The sequence below is a fragment of the Flavobacterium crassostreae genome, from assembly GCF_001831475.1.
Taxonomy (GTDB): domain Bacteria; phylum Bacteroidota; class Bacteroidia; order Flavobacteriales; family Flavobacteriaceae; genus Flavobacterium; species Flavobacterium crassostreae.
On sequence record NZ_CP017688.1, the window covers coordinates 1,057,925 to 1,077,975 of the forward strand.

At 36.3% G+C, this 20,051-nt stretch carries 21 protein-coding genes and 1 pseudogene; 12 read left to right on the plus strand and 10 right to left on the minus strand.

Features of this window, described 5'->3' with window-relative positions:
- Positions 1-41 precede the first annotated feature (41 nt).
- The 4 genes and pseudogenes from LB076_RS04620 (at position 42) to LB076_RS04635 (ending at position 2,814) form a co-directional block, all read left to right on the plus strand.
- Positions 42-443, plus strand: coding sequence for a hypothetical protein (locus LB076_RS04620; RefSeq protein WP_141672818.1), 402 nt, complete (start codon positions 42-44; stop codon positions 441-443).
- Between the two features lie 67 nt (positions 444-510).
- Entirely contained in the window at positions 511-993 is a 483-nt protein-coding gene (locus LB076_RS04625; protein WP_066333496.1) for an RDD family protein, read from the plus strand.
- A gap of 177 nt (positions 994-1,170) precedes the next feature.
- A pseudogene (locus LB076_RS04630) lies at positions 1,171-1,332 on the plus strand (Lrp/AsnC ligand binding domain-containing protein); the annotation flags it as partial.
- Between the two features lie 135 nt (positions 1,333-1,467).
- Positions 1,468-2,814, plus strand: a complete 1,347-nt coding sequence (locus tag LB076_RS04635) for a deoxyguanosinetriphosphate triphosphohydrolase (protein WP_066333500.1) — start codon at positions 1,468-1,470, stop codon at positions 2,812-2,814.
- A 6-nt stretch (positions 2,815-2,820) separates the two neighbouring features.
- Here LB076_RS04635 and LB076_RS04640 read toward each other — a convergent pair whose 3' ends face one another.
- Complete coding sequence (locus LB076_RS04640; protein ID WP_066333503.1) at positions 2,821-3,789, minus strand: DUF3078 domain-containing protein; 969 nt, start codon at positions 3,787-3,789, stop codon at positions 2,821-2,823.
- Positions 3,790-3,818: 29 nt separating this feature from the next.
- A complete protein-coding gene (locus LB076_RS04645; protein WP_066333506.1) occupies positions 3,819-5,606 on the minus strand; it encodes a 1-deoxy-D-xylulose-5-phosphate synthase in 1,788 nt (595 codons plus the stop codon).
- 120 nt (positions 5,607-5,726) lie between these two features.
- Here LB076_RS04645 and LB076_RS04650 point away from each other — a divergent pair, with 120 nt between their 5' ends.
- The gene (locus LB076_RS04650; protein ID WP_066333643.1) at positions 5,727-6,170 is read left to right on the plus strand and encodes a nucleoside deaminase; all 444 of its coding nucleotides are present in this window, start codon (positions 5,727-5,729) and stop codon (positions 6,168-6,170) included.
- Position 6,171: 1 nt separating this feature from the next.
- On the opposite strand, the gene LB076_RS04655 is transcribed toward LB076_RS04650, so the two are convergent.
- The 5 genes from LB076_RS04655 to LB076_RS04675 all read right to left on the minus strand — a co-directional run bounded on the left by LB076_RS04655 (position 6,172) and on the right by LB076_RS04675 (position 11,221).
- Positions 6,172-7,671 carry a glycosyltransferase family 39 protein gene (locus LB076_RS04655; RefSeq protein WP_157776665.1) on the minus strand — a complete coding sequence of 500 codons (1,500 nt, stop codon included), beginning with the start codon at positions 7,669-7,671 and terminating at the stop codon, positions 6,172-6,174.
- Between the two features lie 8 nt (positions 7,672-7,679).
- The gene (locus tag LB076_RS04660; protein ID WP_066333510.1) at positions 7,680-8,057 is read right to left on the minus strand and encodes a GtrA family protein; all 378 of its coding nucleotides are present in this window, start codon (positions 8,055-8,057) and stop codon (positions 7,680-7,682) included.
- Between the two features lie 3 nt (positions 8,058-8,060).
- Positions 8,061-8,669 (minus strand): phosphatase PAP2 family protein, encoded by a 609-nt coding sequence (locus tag LB076_RS04665; RefSeq protein ID WP_157776666.1) that lies wholly within the window; start codon positions 8,667-8,669, stop codon positions 8,061-8,063.
- A 295-nt stretch (positions 8,670-8,964) separates the two neighbouring features.
- Positions 8,965-10,509: an Rne/Rng family ribonuclease gene (locus LB076_RS04670; RefSeq protein ID WP_066333514.1), complete on the minus strand. Its 1,545-nt coding sequence runs from the start codon at positions 10,507-10,509 to the stop codon at positions 8,965-8,967.
- A gap of 421 nt (positions 10,510-10,930) precedes the next feature.
- On the minus strand, positions 10,931-11,221 hold the full coding sequence (locus LB076_RS04675; protein WP_016989051.1) for an HU family DNA-binding protein: 291 nt from the start codon (positions 11,219-11,221) through the stop codon (positions 10,931-10,933).
- A 134-nt stretch (positions 11,222-11,355) separates the two neighbouring features.
- Between LB076_RS04675 and mutY the strand changes: the two genes are divergently transcribed.
- Genes mutY through gldD form a run of 4 tightly spaced genes read left to right on the plus strand, consistent with a single transcriptional unit; the run spans position 11,356 to position 14,795 of the window.
- Entirely contained in the window at positions 11,356-12,405 is a 1,050-nt protein-coding gene (gene mutY, locus LB076_RS04680; RefSeq protein ID WP_066333516.1) for an A/G-specific adenine glycosylase, read from the plus strand.
- Between the two features lie 51 nt (positions 12,406-12,456).
- Positions 12,457-12,897 carry a single-stranded DNA-binding protein gene (locus LB076_RS04685; protein ID WP_066333518.1) on the plus strand — a complete coding sequence of 147 codons (441 nt, stop codon included), beginning with the start codon at positions 12,457-12,459 and terminating at the stop codon, positions 12,895-12,897.
- A 22-nt stretch (positions 12,898-12,919) separates the two neighbouring features.
- The gene (locus tag LB076_RS04690; protein WP_066333520.1) at positions 12,920-14,218 is read left to right on the plus strand and encodes a gliding motility-associated protein GldE; all 1,299 of its coding nucleotides are present in this window, start codon (positions 12,920-12,922) and stop codon (positions 14,216-14,218) included.
- A complete protein-coding gene (gene gldD / locus LB076_RS04695) occupies positions 14,211-14,795 on the plus strand; it encodes a gliding motility lipoprotein GldD (protein WP_078055260.1) in 585 nt (194 codons plus the stop codon). Before LB076_RS04690 ends, gldD begins: the two co-directional genes overlap by 8 nt.
- Positions 14,796-14,878: 83 nt before the next feature.
- On the opposite strand, the gene LB076_RS04700 is transcribed toward gldD, so the two are convergent.
- Positions 14,879-15,265 carry a heavy-metal-associated domain-containing protein gene (locus tag LB076_RS04700; protein WP_066333521.1) on the minus strand — a complete coding sequence of 129 codons (387 nt, stop codon included), beginning with the start codon at positions 15,263-15,265 and terminating at the stop codon, positions 14,879-14,881.
- A 110-nt stretch (positions 15,266-15,375) separates the two neighbouring features.
- Between LB076_RS04700 and LB076_RS04705 the strand changes: the two genes are divergently transcribed.
- Positions 15,376-16,242 carry a DMT family transporter gene (locus LB076_RS04705; RefSeq protein WP_066333524.1) on the plus strand — a complete coding sequence of 289 codons (867 nt, stop codon included), beginning with the start codon at positions 15,376-15,378 and terminating at the stop codon, positions 16,240-16,242.
- A 57-nt stretch (positions 16,243-16,299) separates the two neighbouring features.
- Here the strand turns inward: LB076_RS04705 and LB076_RS04710 are convergent, their stop codons facing one another.
- Together LB076_RS04710 and LB076_RS04715 are read right to left on the minus strand one after the other, a co-directional pair.
- The gene (locus LB076_RS04710) at positions 16,300-17,715 is read right to left on the minus strand and encodes a M16 family metallopeptidase (RefSeq protein WP_066333526.1); all 1,416 of its coding nucleotides are present in this window, start codon (positions 17,713-17,715) and stop codon (positions 16,300-16,302) included.
- Positions 17,716-17,728: 13 nt separating this feature from the next.
- Positions 17,729-19,054, minus strand: coding sequence for a M16 family metallopeptidase (locus tag LB076_RS04715; RefSeq protein WP_066333528.1), 1,326 nt, complete (start codon positions 19,052-19,054; stop codon positions 17,729-17,731).
- A 233-nt stretch (positions 19,055-19,287) separates the two neighbouring features.
- Between LB076_RS04715 and rplU the strand changes: the two genes are divergently transcribed.
- The gene (gene rplU, locus LB076_RS04720) at positions 19,288-19,743 is read left to right on the plus strand and encodes a 50S ribosomal protein L21 (RefSeq protein WP_066333536.1); all 456 of its coding nucleotides are present in this window, start codon (positions 19,288-19,290) and stop codon (positions 19,741-19,743) included.
- Positions 19,744-19,767: 24 nt separating this feature from the next.
- The gene (gene rpmA, locus LB076_RS04725; protein ID WP_066333538.1) at positions 19,768-20,034 is read left to right on the plus strand and encodes a 50S ribosomal protein L27; all 267 of its coding nucleotides are present in this window, start codon (positions 19,768-19,770) and stop codon (positions 20,032-20,034) included.
- The last annotated feature ends 17 nt before the right edge of the window (positions 20,035-20,051 follow it).

Genomic DNA, 20,051 nt, shown 5'->3' on the forward strand with positions numbered 1-20,051 from the left:
GCTTGCTGCAGCGTATGTTTGTACTATCAAACAACACCGTTATGAAAGCAATAGAACATACCAAGCAAATATTCAAAAAAATCATACACTTAATTTACGCCACCTGTACCAATGATATCATTGTATATTCCAAACAAGCCAGCAATATAGAGCTATTTATTGTTGCCTTTTTTGTAGAATGCAACCGCCTTTTTATTGCAGATAGTATTGCAATGAATGCCGTACAAAAACACTATTTCAATAAGATACAAGCCTACACTACATTTAGAAATACAATTGCAGAACACCGATGGTTTCAAATTAAAAAAGCCAGCACAACACTATGGTTTAGCAATAAAACCCTAAGCGGAATTTATCCTAAACAAAATAGGATGCACACCAATACAAAAATGGCATCTGCAAGCAGTTTTTTGCTACTATTGGGTTTTTATCGTCAAGAATAGGCTATCTTACCGTAATGCTTTTACAATTTTAAAAAAAAAGCAATTTACCCCAAAAACCATCGCCATTATGAACCCAGAACACTATAGAATTTCAGAACACTTATTTGCAACAAAAACCCAACGATTTCTACACTTTGTCCTCGACTCGTTGTTTAGCTACATTCTAATCTTGAGTGCAGGAACCACCTTAGTTCTTGCCGGAGAAACCTTTGGTTATCCATCCTTGTCAGAGTGGGTGGAGACAATGACTTTGCTCGAAATCATTGTCTACAGCATAGGAATTATTTTTTTGTACTACTTTTTGACCGAAGTATATTTTGCAAGAACACCAGCAAAAATACTTACAAAAACCATTGTAGTTAAATATGACGGAACCAAACCCACAATCCAAAACATCTTTTATAGAACCTGGAGTCGTTTTATACCCCTGGAATGGTTTTCTTATTTAGGCACCGCAACTATTGGTTGGCATGATGCCTTATCGCGAACGTATGTTGTCCATAAACAAGCATTGCTAAAGGATCGAGTGTCCTTTCAAAATAAAAAATAATTTTAAAACTAATAGAACACTTTTTAACCTAAATACATAACCATACGATAGTTTTTTTATAAAAAATGCCCCAAATAGTGTCTAACTTTTTGGGGCAGATTCCTGCACTTTGCTTTCTGATTTTATTAAATAGTAGGTGTGTCCACTGCCACACGCATTTGTCTGGCAGTCTGTACCATTGCAGGGGATTATGATTTTATGCTAAAAATATTAGTCAAAGACATGGCAAGTTACCAAGATTTTGTAATGAACAAATTGTCTACCATTGAAAACATAGGCAATACCCAGACTATTTTTGTGATGGGCGAAATAAAGCACAGCACCGCTTTGCTTTTTTAGGTAAAAGCAATTCTGATACCGGGAGTAGTATTTTTTAGAAACAACAAGGCAATTTTAAAATCAAACCAAAGGTATTGTGCTGCTTGCTATTTCTCTATCTTTGGGGCAAGAATTAAAATCTGACAATTGACAAGCATGAACTGGGAACAACTTTTATCATTAAGACGACAAGGCGACACAACCAAAAGATTACGCATAGAACAAGACGACACCCGTTTGGGGTTTGAGGTAGATTATGACCGTATTATTTTCTCGGCAGCCTTCAGGAGTTTGCAAGATAAAACCCAAGTAATCCCACTATCTAAAACAGATTTTGTACACAGCCGTTTGACTCATAGTTTAGAGGTTTCGGTTGTGGGGCGGTCTTTAGGACGTTTAGTAGGGAAGAAAATTCTTCAAAAATACCCACATCTACAAGAAGTACATGGCCACCACATGAATGATTTTGGAGCCATTGTAGCTGCAGCCTCTTTGGCGCACGATATCGGAAATCCTCCCTTTGGACACTCTGGCGAAAAAGCCATTGGAGAATATTTTTCTATAGGTAATGGCAAACAATACCAAGATCGGTTGTCTTCTAAAGAATGGCAAGATTTGATTGATTTTGAAGGCAATGCCAATGGATTTTCGGTGCTTACTGCTAGTCGTCCTGGGATAGAAGGTGGCTTGCGTATTTCGTATGCAACTTTGGGTGCTTTTATGAAATATCCAAAGGAGAGTTTGCCTAAAAAGCCTACTAAAAATATTGCAGACAAAAAGTATGGTTTTTTTCAGACCGATAAAAATTTCTTTAATGAAGTAGCCCAAGATATGGGGATGATTTCCAATAAAGAAGCAGGATCTATTGGGTTTGAAAGGCATCCGTTGGCGTATTTGGTCGAAGCGGCAGATGATATTTGTTATACCATCATTGATTTTGAAGATGGGATTAATTTGGGCTTGGTTTCGGAAGATTTTGCCTTAGAATATTTAATCAAATTGGTAAAAGATAGTATTGATACCTCCAAATACAAAACCTTGCAGACCAAAGAAGACCGTATTAGTTACCTGCGTGCCTTAGCAATTGGTAGTTTGATTCAAGATGCCGTAAACGTATTTGTGGATAACGAAGAAGCTATCTTGAACGGGCAATTTCCGTATGCTTTAACAGACAAAAGCAAATACAAGGCTCAAATGGATGATATTATAAAAATTAGTGTAAACAACATTTATCAGAGCCGCGAGGTGATTGAAAAAGAGATTGTTGGTTATCAGATAATTCAGACTTTACTGGACAAATTTATAACCGCTTATGATAATAAATTTAACGGCAAAGCCTCTAATTATGATGAATTACTTCTAAAGATGCTACCAGAGAAACACCATTTTGAAAAAGAAAACCTCTACGAGCGGTTGTTGCATATTTGCCATTATATCTCGCTGCTAACCGATGGCAATGCCTTAGAATTGTTTAATACCATCAACGGCAAAAAAGGGATTTAGGAATTTTTAAAAAGTATACACAAACCCCACGCCTAATACTTGTTTGAGTTGTAGTTTTGGCCCTACAGTAACTTGTTTGCCATCTCTCTCTTCTTTGGCTTTAATATCGTCATCATATATTAGATGCGCTCCAATGTTTGTTTTGACATGGTCATTAACCACCAATTCGACCATAAGGTTGTTGTCAACATCTATATTGCCAAATTTATTGATGTAGTCCGAGTACAGGCTTATTCTGTTTTCTAAAGTAATGTTTTTAAAAATCTCCTCTTTGTATAATGCAGTTACCAAAAAACCAAGTTCAATTTTTGACTTTTGACCTGGTGTTAGGAGGTTGTTTTGGGTGTCATAGGTTGCCTTCCGGACCCCAAAAGAACCCTGATTTGCCAACCTTTCGTCCAATACAAAGGTCATTTTTGAAGTAAATGGCGAGAGATACAACAATCTGTTTTTTTCGGGAGTGGCATATTCCGCTCCAATACCAATAAATACGTAAGCAGGTGCAAAGGGTTTAGAAACCGCTTTTTGAGTATTTGGGTACGCATATCCGTTAGTAAATTGCGTATTGAAATTAAATTTGGCAGTATGGTACCAGTTAGAAAGAGTGTCTCTTCGATAACCAAAAGCAGAATTAAACTGAAAGACATCTTCTGTTTTTCGGACCTCCAGCCCATCTTGTTTGTTTAGCCCATAGCGCATCACCAATTCGTTCGTCCAATTGTAGGTATCTTGGGTGTAAATACGGGTAAATTTGGATTTTAATAAACCTGTAATGGAGCTCGTTCCACCAGCATTCCAGTTTACAAAAGCTATTTCAGAAAGATCAAAACCAACCTGGTTTTTTTTGACCCAATCGGTCAAAGAGTCGCGCTCGGTAGTTATTTTTGGCACCGGTTTACTAGTAATTATTTTTTGAGAACAAACCGTTGCTGAAAATAAGATTAAAAAACAAAGAGAGAATACAGTTTTAAACATAACTTAATGGTTGAAAGGCAAGAGATAATTTAGAGTATAATTTTTGAAAAAAGCAATTCTAAACTGCTAACGTCTATTTTGCAAAATTGTTGCAATTCCGTAACGGTTCCGTGTTCTATAAAGGCATCTGGAACCCCTAGAGTAGTTATTGGTATTAGGTAGTTGTTTTGAGATGCAAATTCTAAAATACCACTTCCAAAACCGCCAACAATAGTACCATCTTCAATGGTAAGGATGCTTTTAAATTGCGCAAAAATAAGGTGTAATTCTTTTTCATCCAAAGGTTTTACAAACGCAAAATTATAATGCGCTATGGCCTCTGGTTCTAAAAGGTTTTTTAGAGCCTGCCTAACGTTGTTGCCAATGGTTCCTGTAGATAAAACGGCTATTTGTGTTCCGGTTTTTAGACAAACAGATTTTCCGATAGCAATAGGTTGGTATTTTCCAAAATTATTTTGGCGCCAATAGGCATTTTGCCCTCTGCCTCTGGGATACCGAATAGCAATAGGATTTTGCAAACCTAGCTGTGCGGTATATAAAATATTTTGAAGGTCTATTTCGTTCAAAGGAGCATATATAATCAGGTTTGGAACACATCTTAAATAAGCAATGTCAAAAACACCATGATGGGTTGCACCATCCTCGCCAACTAATCCGGCACGATCCAGACAAAAAATTACCGCTAGATTTTGTAAGGCTACATCATGGATAATTTGGTCATAGGCTCTTTGTAAAAAAGTAGAATAAATATTGCAAAAAACAACCATTCCTTGTGTAGCCATTCCTGCGGCTAGAGTTACGGCATGCTGTTCTGCAATTCCTACATCAAAGGCGCGCTCTGGCATGGCTTCCATCATGAATTTTAAAGAACTCCCAGAAGGCATGGCAGGAGTAATGCCAAGGATTTTTTGGTTTTTTTGTGCCAAATCCAAAACGGTCAAGCCAAAAACATCTTGGTATTTAGGAGGAAGATTTTCTTCGGATTTCAAATAAATCTCTCCAGATTTGGCGTCAAATTTGCCTGGCGCATGGTACTTTACTTGGTTTTCTTCGGCTTGTTTTAGACCTTTTCCTTTGGTGGTTATTAGATGCAAAAATTTAGGGCCCTTGATTTTTTGTAAACGCCGGAGCTCTTTAATAACGGCAAAAATATCGTGTCCATCCACGGGGCCTGAATAATCAAAATTCAAGGATTTAATCATGTTATTCTGCCTAGGGTTTTTTCCGTTTTTGACCGAAGTCAAATAATTTTTTAAAGCGCCTACGCTCGGATCAATTCCAATGGCATTGTCATTGAGTATTACTAATAAATTGGCATTGGTAACTCCTGCATGATTCAGCCCTTCAAAAGCCATCCCCGAAGCAATAGAGGCGTCTCCAATAACTGCAATATGTTGTTTGTCAAAATCGCCTTTTAGATTAGAGGCTATCGCCATGCCTAATGCGGCAGATATGGCCGTGGAGGAGTGGCCAACACCAAAGGCATCATAAGGGCTTTCGGTTCTTTTTGGGAAACCAGAAATACCGCCAAGTTGTCTATTGGTGTCAAAGTTTTCTCTTCTGCCAGTTAGTATTTTGTGTCCATAAGCCTGATGGCCTACGTCCCAAATAAGCAAATCGGTAGGGGTATTGAATACATAATGCAAGGCAATGGTGAGTTCAATAACCCCTAAGCTAGCACCAAGATGCCCTTCTTTTACGGAAACGATAGCAATGATAAATTCTCGCAATTCTTTGGCAACTTGAGGGAGTTGTACTTCCTCTAACTTACGCAAATCGGTTGGATAATAAATGTTTGAAAGTAAATTATTTGACATGGCACAAAGGTACGATTTGAAATTGTATTTTTGCAATACAGAAAAAAGTTGTTAGAACAACCAACACCAAATAAACTGCATTTTTAGCAAGAAAGTAACTTTGCCAATTTACAATACATGATGATGGATCCCTTTACAGACGAATATTTTATGAAAAAAGCCTTGCAAGAAGCTGCAATGGCTTTTGATAAGGGCGAAATTCCGGTTGGGGCGCTAGTGGTAGCGCACAACACCATTATAGCCAGAGGTCATAATTTGACAGAAATGTTGAACGATGTAACGGCACATGCCGAGATGCAAGCCATAACGGCTGCAGCAAACTATCTAGGAGGAAAATACCTGAAAGATTGCACGCTTTATGTAACCTTAGAACCTTGCCAAATGTGTGCTGGAGCTTTGTACTGGAGTCAGATTTCTAAAATTGTTTTTGGAGCAAGTGATTTGCAGCGTGGGTTTAAAAAAATGGGAAGCCAATTGCACCCAAAAACTACTGTAGTTGGTGGTGTTTTGGCAGAGGAAGCAGCAGATTTGATGCAGCGTTTTTTTGCGGCAAGAAGAAAATAAATTACTCTTTGTAGCCTTGCATTACGTAAATATAGAGGTATCTAGCGGGTTGGTTTCCTCGTAATTGTTGGATTATTGTTGGCGCATTGATTTTTTTAAACTCCGTTGCATAAATTAAATTTGGATCGGTAAAACTGTTCGAAACAGTGATGTAATAAGCGGTATCTCCTTTTTTGAGTTGTTTTCTGTATTGGTTTAGCCAATGGTAGGTATGGATGTCTGCTAGAGTTCCAAGGGCTACAAAATCCATGTTCAAAGGCTGTGCAATGTAATGGTCAATATGTGCCCCCGGAAACCATTTGTTGTTAATTATAAAAGAGGTATTGGTTAAGCCAGAGGTTTGGTTTTTTTGATGTATTTTTTCAAATTCCGTCTTAAATTCGTTCCAATTATAAAGATCCAAAGTAACATCTCCTTTGCCCAAAATAGCTTCTTTTTTGCTTCCTAAGGTTCCTGGATATGCTAGAACTACTGCCATCGCTATAGCAACCATTCCTATTATTAGATAACTAGCATAAGGGACAAGTTTTGTGATTTTAGGTTTTTTTAAATCCGATAAATAGCAACCTGCAAGAATCAGCAATGCAGTGTAGCCAGGTCCGGACCAATGTGGCAAGGTGTTTCTAAATAAAGACAATACCAGTAGTATGCCAATCAATGGCAAGCTTTGCAATAGAAGGATTCTTAGATAAGGTACCGCTAGAATCACTTTGTTTTTGGATAAGGCAATTAGAGTGCCAATAATCAAAAAATAGTTGATTGGATTGTTGTATAAAAAGCCGCCAAATAATTCTCTCCAAAAACCATCGCTATTTATTCCTTGGTTGATTGCAACCCGATTACTGTGAAAAGTATAGGTTATAAAATGGTTGTCAATATTCCATAACAAAATAGGAGAGCTAATTACTAATGTAGTAAGTATTGCCATATAAAAAGCAGGTTTGGATAGGTGTTTTTGGTCATAAATGACAACATACAACCCAAATCCAAACCACAAAAACACCCCATGAATTTTACTCATTATACTTAGTCCGGCACAAAGTCCAAACAGAATCAAATATAGGTTTTGTCTTTTGGGGGTGTGTATTAATTGTACTAGTGCATAGAGCGCTAGCATCCAAAAAAAAAGTTGCGGCGTATCCGGAAGAATAAATACACCTGCAATAATACTAGAATAAATGGACGAAGAATACAATAATGCTGCAATGAGACCACTTTTTTGGTCTTTTATGGTTTTGGTAATTGCATAGATCAAGTAGGTATTTACGGCTGCCAAAATAATGGGACCCAAACGAACAAAAAAAGCACTAGTCTCTAGCAAGTTAAGTGTAGTCAGACGTATTAATAAGGCCACCATTGGAGGATGGTCAAAGTAATTCCATTGCAAATGTTGGGCATAAGTTAGGTAGTACACTTCATCATTACCGAGGTCTATACTCCAAGCAATAATGCATCTAAAGATGGTGGCTACAAACACAAGGAGTGCTATTTTATTTTTCAAAAACATAGCTAGTTATTAAAGGTGTAGAGGTTGTTGGCAGTAAAATTCCAGACAAAAACCAGTAGAGTGACCAGTATTTTGCATACATAAAAATTAAGAGAAGTGTTTTTTTGGAGCAAGTACAAAAAACCAGTATTTAGACCAAAGCCTATCATCGAAATAATTAAAAAGCTTGTAAATTGTGTGCCTATATCTGGATTGTGATTCTCAAAGGTGAAGTATTTATTCAAAAAATAATTGTTGGTCACGCCAAATAAAAACCCCATGCCATTGGCAACATACTTATTTAAGGATAGCTTTTCTTTACAAAGCCAGGTTATGGCAAAATCAATAATTAATCCCGAAAAACCAACAAGACCAAATTTTAAAAATTTTATAAAATTCATTTGTTATTGGTTCAGGAGCGTATTGGTTGGGCTTTCAGAAAAAGCCAAAGACTTATTTTTTTTGGTAGTAGTAGCTACTTTAATTAATGGTTTAATCCATATAGCAGACAAAGAGCCAAAGGCAATGCCAATAATGGCACCTGCAAAAACATCAATCAAAAAGTGGTGTGCCAAATAAATTCTGGAATAGCCCACTAATACACTAAGCAGGACCAATACAATACATAGTTGTCTTTTTTTCCAATAATTCGATAGTACCGTTGCCAGTGCAAAAAACGATGCGGTGTGTCCTGATGGAAAACTCTTGAATCCAATTCTGCTGGTAGCAAAAGTATCTAAGTAATATTGGTATTGGTGCATTTTAAAGAAGACACTAGGTCTAGGTGAAGAGATCATGTGTTTTAAAATTTGTGCAAAAATCCCAGAACTAATATAAGAGAGCAATATGATCCAGGCTAAGGTTTGGTATTTTTTAAAAAGCATAAAGAATAAACCAAGTGCAATTATAAACCAACCATCGCCCAAAAAAGTAATCTTTTCGAACAAAAAATTTAAAAAACTATCATGAAATTGGTTGAGCCATACAAAACCATCTTTTCTGGAAAATGCCAATAGCAAGAAAGTTAGGATACTTATAAGGTATAAGTTGATCGAATAAAAAAAACTGTTTCCGGATAGGATTTTTAAAAATGATTTCATCGCTTACAAAAAAATGTGTTTTGTAAAACTAGTTTGTTTCTGTTTTTTGGAGGTAAATCTAATTTTAATAAAACCCAATCAAATCTTTAACAATAGGTTACTAAAGAAAACTAATGGTTAAATTACTGGTTATAAGGCACAAAAAAACCGCCACACTAGGCTGCTTAGCCGAACTGGCAAAGCAATCTCAAGAGAGGCGGTTTTCTGTTTAGTCTTTTATAGCATTTCCTTTTTTGTCAAAGAAATGGTATTCTAAATACGTGTAAGCGTCACGTGGTATAATTTTCACCCATTTTTTATGTTCAAAAAACCATTTTGAACGTAATGATGGAAAACCTTTGGTAAGGTATGCTGCCACAAAAGGGTGTACATTAAGTACTACTTTTTTGTGGGTTTTTAATATTCTTTCTAGATCAGAGATGATTTTGTCGATAATTAAGATTGGCGCTTCAATTTCGCCATTTACATCGTTTGGATCTTCTTCTCTAGTTTTAATGTTTACTTCTGGTCTTACCCTTTGTCTAGTAATTTGAACTAATCCAAATTTACTAGGAGGCAAGATTTTATGTTTTGCTTTATCGTCGCTCATTTCTTCTCTCAAGAAGTCGAACAAGACTTTACGATTTTCGGGATTAGACATGTCAATAAAATCAATCACAATAATTCCGCCCATATCTCGCAGACGCAATTGTCTAGCGATCTCGGCGGCAGCTATCATGTTTACTTCTAAGGCAGTGTCTTCTTGATTGGAGGCTTTATTAGAACGGTTTCCGCTGTTAACGTCTATAACGTGTAGTGCTTCAGTGTGTTCTATAATAAGGTATGCCCCTTTACTCATGGAAACAGTTTTGCCAAAAGAGGTTTTGATTTGTCTCTCTATGTTGTATTTCTCAAAAATAGGAGTGTCATTTGATTGATAAAACTTAACAATAGATTGTTTGGATGGTGCAATTTCTTGCAAGTAATCCTTTGTTTGGTTGTACAACTCTTCGTCATCTATTTGAATACCACTAAAGGTATCATTAAATACGTCTCTTAAAATAGAAGAAGCTCGGTTGAGTTCTCCTAAAATTTTTGACGGATGAGAAGCAGTTGGTAATTTTTTACACATTGCAGTCCATCTGCCTAGCAGGTTCTGCAAATCTTTTTCTAATTCGGCTGTATTTTTGCCTTCGGCTACTGTACGAACAATAACACCAAATCCTTTTGGTTTGATAGATTGGACAAGTTTTTTGAGTCTGTCTTTTTCTTTTCTGTCTTCTATTTTTTGAGAAATAGAAACCCGATCCGAAAAAGGAACTAGAACTATAAAACGTCCGGCAAGAGATAGCTCTGCGCTAATTCTTGGTCCTTTGGTAGATATTGGTTCTTTTACTACTTGTACCAGTATAGATTGATTGGCATTGATTACATCGGTAATAATACCATCTTTGTCTATTTCTTTTTCAAACTGAAAGTTTTTTAGGGAGAAATCTTTTATTTTACCTGCGCTTACAAGTTTTATGAATTTCATTTGGGAAGATAAGTTAGGTCCTAAGTCGTGATAATGTAAAAAAGCATCTTTCTCGAAGCCTACATTTACAAAAGCTGCATTTAGTCCCGCAACAGGTTTTCTGATTTTGGCAATAAAGATATCACCAACCTGAAAATTGCTTTTTTCTTCTTCTTTATGTAATTCAATTAGTTTTCCATCTTTTAATAAGGCAAAATCTACGAAATCAGAACTGGATCTAATGATTAATTCTTTATTCATCTGTAAATTTTTATCCGAACTTTTGTTAAAGAGTACAGAAATATAGCGTTATAGAAGAAAGATTTTAGAAGAAAAACCCAAAGAGTTTTTTTCTAAAATCTAATTTCTAAAATCTAATTTTCTAATCTCAAACTTTAAGCAAGGATGGATTAAACAATAATTTAACAGGCATTGTACCCGGTGAAAGTTAGCCTGCAACAAGTAGAGAGCCATAATCAGCGAACTGAAGGTGGATTACTTGGGGCGTGTTGCTAATTTTCGATTTCAATGAACAGTTAAAAAGAAAAAAGTAGTTTAAAACTACTTTTTCTTCTTGTGACGGTTAGCTCTCGCTCTTTTTTTACGTTTGTGAGTTGCTACCTTATGTCTCTTTCTTTTTTTACCACTTGGCATATCGAGTTGATTTTATGATTAATTAATATTATTTTGCTTCGTTATTTATTTTTACTCCTTCTACAAAAACTTTTGCAGGTTTGAAAGCAGGGATATTGTGTGCAGGAATTTTTATAGTTGTATTCTTAGAAATATTTCTTCCAGTTTTCTCAGCTCTTGTTTTGACGATAAAACTTCCAAAACCTCTTAAGTAAACATTGTCTCCAGTTTCTAATGAGTTTTTAACTTCATTCATAAAAGTTTCAACTGTTGCTTGAACATCACCCTTTTCAAGACCTAGCTTTTCTGAAATTTTTGCTACGATATCTGCTTTCGTCATTTTCTTTCCGTATTTATTATTTTGTAATAATTTTTTTGAGTGTGCAAATATAGGAATTTAAAAAACAAATATTCAAGCTAATTCATTAAATTTTAATCACATAAACTTTTACTTTTGTAAACAAATAATTAAGAATGAATTTTTCTAAAGTGTTAATTTCGTGGTATTTACTAAATAAACGTGATTTGCCATGGCGAAACACCACCAATCCGTACCCAATTTGGCTCTCAGAAATAATGTTACAGCAGACCAAAGTAGCGCAAGGAACGCCTTATTTTTTGTCTTTTATCACTGCGTTTCCAACTGTTTTTGATTTGGCTAATGCCAGCGAAGAGCAGGTCTTAAAACTATGGCAAGGGTTGGGGTATTATTCTAGAGCGCGTAATTTGCATCAAACGGCACAATATATAGCTACTGATTTGGGAGGAGTTTTTCCAAAAACCTATAACGAACTCCTTCAATTAAAAGGCGTTGGAGCGTATACTGCTGCCGCTATTGCATCTTTTTCTTACAATGAGGTTGTTCCTGTTGTGGATGGAAATGTTTTTAGAGTATTGTCGCGCTATTTTGATCTAGATTTGGATATTGCCTTATCTTCGACCAAAAAAGAATTTACAGCCTTGGCTTTGGAGCTGATGCCCAAAGAGGTTCAAGATGCTGCAAATCCAGCCATTTTTAACCAAGCCATAATGGAGTTTGGAGCCTTGCAATGCGTGCCGCGCAATCCAGATTGTTCTGTATGTGTATTTAATACAGCTTGTTTGGCTTTGCAAAAAAACAAAGTAGCAGTGTTGCCAGTTAAGTCTAAAAAACTAAAAATAACCAAGCGCTATTTTAATTATTTGGTAGTATCGGACCCTTTAGGGAACACCGTAGTTCAAAAAAGAACCTCCAAGGGAATTTGGCATAATCTGTATGAATTTCCACTTATAGAAACCCATAAGGAAGAAGATTTTGATTTTATAGCCTCTCAGATTCCTGAAGGGTTGTTGGCAAGCCAAGACCTAATTAGTCTGGAAGCCTACGGTACCAAAAGCAACTTACACAAACTATCCCACCAACACCTATATATAAAGTTTTGGAAAATCACTACCGCTACTGCTGTTGCTAATGGAGTCAGCCCAGAAGAATTGCAAAGTCTTCCGGTTCCGATTGTGATTCATAATTTTATCCAAAACCAATAATTAATAAATTTAAAATTAATGTACCTTTGGAATTAATACGTTATAAAAATCATGAACGGAACATTAAATAAGGTAATGCTTATAGGATATCTTGGAGAGGCTGTAAAAATGCATTATTTTGACGGAGGTACTTGTGTGGGTAGATTTGCGTTGGCTACCAACGAAGTGTATGTTAGCAAAACGACCAACCAAAAAGTTACCACCACAGAATGGCATACCATAGTAGTGCGTAACAAAGCGGCCGAAATTTGCGAGAAATATTTAACAAAAGGAGATAAAATATATGTAGAGGGGCGCATTAAGTCCCGACAATGGCAAGGAGATGATGGGGTTTCAAAACAAAGCATAGAGATCCATGCGACGGATTTTACTTTTTTGTCTACAAAAAGCAATCTTGAAAACAACCCACAAATTGACAGCGCAAAATCCGTAAAAAACACTAACTTTGACTCGCAAAATGATGGCTTACCAATCAATGATTTGCCGTTTTGATGTTTAACTAATCTTATTTAATTTGGACCCAGATCCCAGTTTGAATTTCGCGTACACACTAGATATGAATCTTGTGTTTGGTTTTCTAGGAATATTTGTATTGTTACTTTGTTCTGCATTAGTATCCGGAGCCGAGGTGGCTTTATTCTCTTTATCACCAAAAGATATAGATCAAGCCATTCAAGGAAATGACACCAAGGGCAAAATTCTGGCAGACCTACTCGAGAGACCCAAGAGATTGCTTGCAACACTTTTGGTTGCTAATAATTTTATTAATATTGGTGTAGTGATCCTTTTTTCTTTTATTGGCAAAGGATTGTTTGAAGCCGTTACTTCGGTTGTTCTAAAATTTATCCTAGAGGTAATTGTAGTTACTTTTTTGTTATTGCTCTTTGGAGAGGTATTGCCTAAGGTTTATGCAAGCAGAAACAATGTTAAATTTGCTAAATTGGTGCTTTATCCTATAGTGGTTTTAGATAAATTGCTGTCGCCAATTAGCATCCCAATGCGCCAATTAACCGTTTATTTGCATAACAAATTAGGAAAGCAAAAAACCAACTTTTCTGTAGACCAACTCTCCCAAGCATTAGAACTCACCTCCTCTGAAGATACCTCTTCTGAAGAACAAAAAATATTAGAAGGGATTGTTTCTTTTGGTAACACAGATACCAAACAAGTAATGAGTCCTAGGATTGATATCTTTGCCCTAGAGGTAACGGCAACTTTTGAGGAGATTTATCCCAAAATTATAGAAAAAGGATATTCCAGAATTCCGGTTTACCGAGATAATGTAGATCAGATTGAAGGGGTTTTGTTTGTAAAAGATTTATTGCCACACATTAATACCAGTCAATTTGATTGGGCGAGTTTAATACGAGCTCCTTTTTTTGTTCCAGAAAACAAAAAACTAGATAATTTGCTCAAAGATTTTCAGAACATGAAAAGCCATTTAGCCATAGTGGTAGACGAGTACGGAGGTACTTCTGGATTGGTATCTTTGGAGGATGTTATAGAAGAAATTGTAGGAGATATTAGTGATGAGTTTGATGATGAGGATATTAATTTTTCGCAGTTGGATGACAAAAACTATATTTTTGAGGGAAAAATAAATTTAAAAGATTTTTATAGAATTATAGAAGTTGACGAGGATTTATTTGAAATTAAAAAGGGAGAAGCAGAAACACTGGCAGGATTTATTCTTGAGATTTCAGGAAATTTTCCAACAAAAGGACAAAAAATATCCTACGAAAACTGCTTATTTACCATAGAAGCAGTAGATAAAAAACGAATAAAACAGATAAAAGTAACCCTGGATGCTTAAATATAAAAAACAAAACATAAACCATGTGTTGCGCCTTTGGACGCTATTGGCATGTGTACTATTATTTGCAGGCTGCAAAGAAGATGTAATCCCAAAGCCAGCAAGTCATTTGAGGCTAGATTATCCTGTGGCTAGCTACGCAAATTTTGAAAACAACTGTCCTTTTACTTTTGAGATTAATGCTTCCGCCATTATAAAAGCAGAGTCTGATTGCGGTTTTGCAATCACCTATCCAAAGATGAAGGCTACTATTTATTTAACCTACAAACCAGTTACTAACAATATCAATGCGTTGCTAAGGGATGCTCAAAAACTAACCTACGAACACGTTATTAAAGCAGATGACATACTAGAACAACCTTTTTTGGACCCTTCCAAGAAAGTTTACGGTATGTTTTATCAAGTAGGAGGTAATGCAGCAACCAATTCTCAATTTTATGTTACAGATAGTACCAAGCACTTTATAACCGGTTCGGTATATTTTTATGCTAAGCCTAATTTTGACTCCATCATGCCAGCAGCTAGTTATGTAAAAAACGACATGCAACGACTCATGGAGACCTTATCCTGGAAATAATTTAAAAGCCTTAAATCACGCTCACAAAAAAAAGCATTTGTTCTAAAACAAATGCTTTTTTTTGGTGTCAAAATGGCCTAGGGTTAGGATTTCATGTCTGTAACCGTGTAGGTTTTTCCGTCTCCAGAGGCTTGCACTGTTTGGGTTAACGTTTCTGGATTTTGAATTGTTTTGTCAAAACGTACTGTGGCTTGTTTTGTTTCAAAATCAACAGCAGCCGTTTGTACTCCTTCTAGCTGGATTAATTCTTCTTGTATTGTTTTGGCACAACCAACGGCACAGGTCATTCCTTCAATAGAAAAACTAGCTGTTTGTAGGTTTTGGGGTGCAATGTCTTTTTTTATTTTAGGAGCCTCCGTAGTTTTAGGAGTTTCGTTTGTAGTTGCGGTGTTCTCTGGAGTGTTTTTTTTGCAACTTACAAACAAAAGGCTTGCGAGAGCTACTGCGGTTATTGCTTTGGTAATTTTCATCAGGATAGGGTTTTAATAATTTAAATAAAATGAAACGCTATTACAAAATTACTTAAAAAAACAAAGGCTATTTCATAAAATTATTACAATTTTGGGGTAAATTATATTTCATGGAATCAAAACAATTAAAGTGGGGTTATTTGGTGCTTCTTTCCTTGGTGTGGGGGAGTTCTTTTATTTTAATCAAAAAAGGATTGGTTGGCTTGAGCGCCATTCAGGTGGGCTCTCTTCGTATTGTTTTTGCGGCAGCTTTTTTGTTGTTAATAGGGTTTAAGAGTTTATCAAAAATCCCTAAAGACAAATGGAAATTTATAGCCTTGACCGCTCTTTTTGGGACTTTTGTACCCGCTTTTTTGTTTGCATTAGCACAAACCGAAATAGATAGTTCGGTGAGTTCTATATTAAATTCTTTGACCCCATTAAACACCTTGATTTTAGGGGCTTTAATTTTTGGAGTGCATTTCCAAAAACGCCAAATTCTAGGAGTCGTAATTGGCCTGGTGGGAAGTTTGTTGTTGGTTTTTAATGGCGCAATGAACCATCCGGATCAAAATTATTACTATGCCATTTTGGTTATTATAGCCTCTATTTGTTATGCGATCAATGTGAATTTAATTAAAAAATATTTGTCTGGTTTAACTCCAGTGAGTATTACCACGGGCAATTTTTTAATTTTAGTTATACCGGCATTGTCTATATTGTATTTGTCTGGTTTTCAGCAAGTATGGACAATTCCAAAAGTACAACATTCTGTAGGGTTTATTGTGGTTTTGGGTGTGGTTGGAACCGGAATAGCTAATATTTTATTTTTTAAATTAATACAAATTTCGTCTCCTGTTTTTGCTACCTCGGTTACTTATTTGATTCCGGTGGTTGCTTTTTTTTGGGGTCTGTTAGATAATGAAATGCTTACAACAATTCAGTTTTTTGGTGCTTTTATAATATTAATAGGAGTTTATTTATCTGCCAAAAAATAAAGAGTGTGCCCAAATTCCGTTTGTTTACAACACAATGGATTGGTTGTTGGAACTGGTTTAAGGATATTTTGGTTTTTCAGTCGGATTGCTATAGCGATCAAAGTAGTATATCGGAAAGCCTAATTTTTCTAAATCTGAGAGTATTTCTGAGCCTTTTCCTACAATGACAATTCGGGTATTGTTGATCAAAAAGTATTTGTTGGCCGCTTGCAAGACCTCTTGAGGAGTTACGGCATCAATATTTTTAATATAATTTTCGTAAAAATCTTTTGGGAGTCCTTCGGTTTCAATGTTTAAGGCATACCGAGCAATGGCAGCGGGTTTTTGTACCTGCATAACAAAACGGCCTACATAAGCGGCCTTTACCTCTTGTAGTAATTCTTCCGATACCATTTCGGTTCGGATGCGTTGGATTTCGGTTATAAATTCTAGCACCGCAGGGGCGGTAGCAAGTGTTTTTATAGAGGAGGCAGATTTGAGTTTGGATACGTATTTTTCGGCACCAATAACAGTGTTGGCACCATAAGTCCATCCGTTTTTTTCTCTTAAATTCATGTTGAGATAGCTGTTAAAACCGCCTCCCAAAATGTAGGTTGCAATAACTGCCGGAAAAAAGTCTGGATCACTCATCTTTAAATCCAGCGTATTGACCAAAGCCACTTCGGATTGAGAAGCGTTAGGCATGTCTACAAAATTGATTTGCGTAAAAGCAACGTTTTGCGCTGGAGTGTATTGCGGTGTGGTAGTGTTGCTTTTTTTCCAAGAGCCAAAAAGTTTTTCAATAGTAGGTTTTATCTCTTTAAATTGAATGTCTCCAATAACCACCAAATAAGCATTATCCGGCGCAAAATGGCGGTTGTAGTTTGTTTTTACATCCTCTAGGGTGGTATTGTTTACGGTCTCTAGGGTGGTGTATTCTCCAAAGGGATGGTTGGTTCCAAACGCCAAAGCATCTACCACTCGGTTCGCAATGGCAGGAACATTTTTTTCTTGCGATTTAATCCCTTCCACTAATTTGGCTTTTTCTTTATCAAATTCTTCGGTTGTAAAATTAGGATACAGTGCTCCGTTGGCCATTAATTCTAAAATTCTGGCGGCATATTTAGAAAGGCAACTAGCATACGCACCATGAGAACTAAAGCTCATGTTTGCTCCCAAAAAATCGATCTCTTCATTAAAGGTGTCTTTGGGTATGTCGCGGCTTCCATTACCGATTAAGCTACTGCAAAGCTGGTCTACTCCTTTTTTGTTTCCTTCGGCAAAAGGAGGGTTGTCTATAGTTAGATTGAAGCTTACTTTTGGTAATTTGTGATTCTCAACAACCAATACTTTTAGGCCATTGGCCAATACAAATGATAAGGGTTTGTTGATTTTTACCGTAGGGGCTTTTCCAGGTTTGGGCTGGTTGCGTTCTTGTGCAGACATAGTAGGGGCTAATAATAATAGAATGAATAGAAAAATAGTTGTTTTCATGCTTACAAAAGGCTTATTCTGAGGGGTTTTCAGTAACAGGAATATAATCCAGAATTAGGCGCTGGTTGGTGTTGAGGTATTTTTTGGCTACCGCTCGGATTTCTTCTCTGGTGATAGATTTATAGGTCTTTAACTCTTGGTTGATAAGCTTTGCATCTCCATATAAAAGGTGGTATTTGGCTAGATTTTCGGCAATACCCTCTACCGTAGAATTGCTGTTGATATACTGCATTTCAAACTGATTTTGCAATTTGAGGTAGTCTCTTTCTGAGATTAAATCGGTTTGTATTTGTGTTATCTCTTGATCTATCTCCAGTAATAACTCTGCTGTGGAGTGGGTGCTCATGGGCAAGCCATACAAAATATACATGCCATAGTCTTCTTGGCTAAAGTTGACTGCACCTATTTGTAAGGCTATTTTTTTGGTGTCCACAATTCGTTTGTATAATTTAGAACTTTTGCCATCGCTCAAATAAGAAGAAATTAAGCTTAAAACCCGTGAATCTCTGGTTTTCATTGCAGGAGTTCTGTAAGCGGCAACCACCATCGGGATTTGTATATTTGGATCCTGATAAGAGGCTCTTATGGTTTGCGAAATTGGTTGCTCCACATGGATTTGTTTTTTTGTTTTCACCCCTTTTGGAATGGTTCCAAAGTATTTTTCAATCCATTGTTTGGCTTCTTTTTTTTCAAAGTCACCCGCCACCACCAGTACGGCATTATTTGGGATGTAGAATTTTTTGTTAAAATCTTGAAAATCCTCCAAAGTAGCGGTGTCCAGATGTTCCATGGCTCCAATTGTAGACCATTTGTAGGGATGGTTTTGGAACAAATGCTCTTTGACCACCGAAATGATTTTGCCATAAGGGCGGTTGTCGTATCTAGAAGCTTTTTCTTCCTTAATTACCCCATTTTGAGTGGTTATTCCAATTTGGTTAATTACCGGATGCAAGAGTCTTTCGGATTCCATCCAAAGAGCCAATTCTAAATTATTGGAAGGAAACACTTCGTAATAATACGTGCGATCATCTGAGGTGTTAGCGTTATTGGTACCTCCATTAGAAGAGACTATCTTAAACCATTCGCCACGCTTTATATTGGCAGTACCCTCAAATAATAAGTGTTCAAAAAAATGCGCAAAACCAGTCTTATCTGGTGCCTCATCTTTAGAACCCACGTGATACATAACCGAGGTCAAAACAACAGGAGCAGCAGTATCTTGGTGCAAAATTACCTGCATGCCGTTATTTAAATGGTATTGTTCAAAACTAATTTTTTGAGCATTTGCCATGCCGCCAAGCATAAGGCTAGTACTTAATGCCATTATAGAATTTTTCATAGAGATTAGTAAAAATGGGATTTTGTAAAAACAATACAAACCACCCTAGTGGGGTCAAATTTACTTTTTTTAAAGCAGTTATGTAGTTTTGGAAGCTTTATTTTTATGCTTGATAGCTTATAACGTGTTGTAAATGCGGGATTATAGAATTTAAATTTTTTTTGGATATGGCGTTGCACGATAAGAATTAAATTGTATATTTGCAACCTTAAAAATCAATAAATCAATTTGATATGTATGCAATCGTAGAGATAGCAGGGCAACAATTTAAAGTAAGCAAAGACTTAAAGGTTTATGTTCATCGTTTAGCTAATGAAGAAGGTTCAAAAGTTTCTTTTGACAAAGTTTTTTTATTAGATGACAATGGAACAATCACTTTAGGCGCCCCAGCTATAGAAGGTGCTTCAGTAGAAGCTAAAGTGTTACAACACTTAAAAGGAGATAAAGTTATCGTTTTCAAGAAAAAAAGAAGAAAAGGATACAAAAAGAGAAATGGTCACAGACAATATCTTACTCAAATTGTAATTGAAGGTATTACTGCGTCTGGTGCTCCTAAAAAAGCAGCAGCAGCTAAAAAACCAGCTGCAAAAAAAGTAACGGCTGATGCAACTACAGAAGAAGCAGTAGCTCCTAAAGTAAAGAAAGCTCCAAAAGCAAAAGTTGCTAAAAAGGACGATACTAAAGAATAATAATAATATTAAAACGAATACGTCATGGCTCACAAGAAAGGTGTCGGTAGTTCCAAGAATGGTAGAGAATCCGAATCAAAACGTTTAGGCGTTAAGATTTTTGGAGGACAAGCTGCCATTGCAGGGAACATCATCGTAAGACAAAGAGGTTCAAAACACAATCCAGGTGAAAATGTTTACATTAGTAAAGATCACACCCTACACGCAAGAGTAGATGGAGTGGTACACTTCCAAAAGAAAAGAGATAACAAATCGTACGTTTCTATACTTCCATTTGAAGTTGAAGCATAATTAGTTTTCTTTAACTA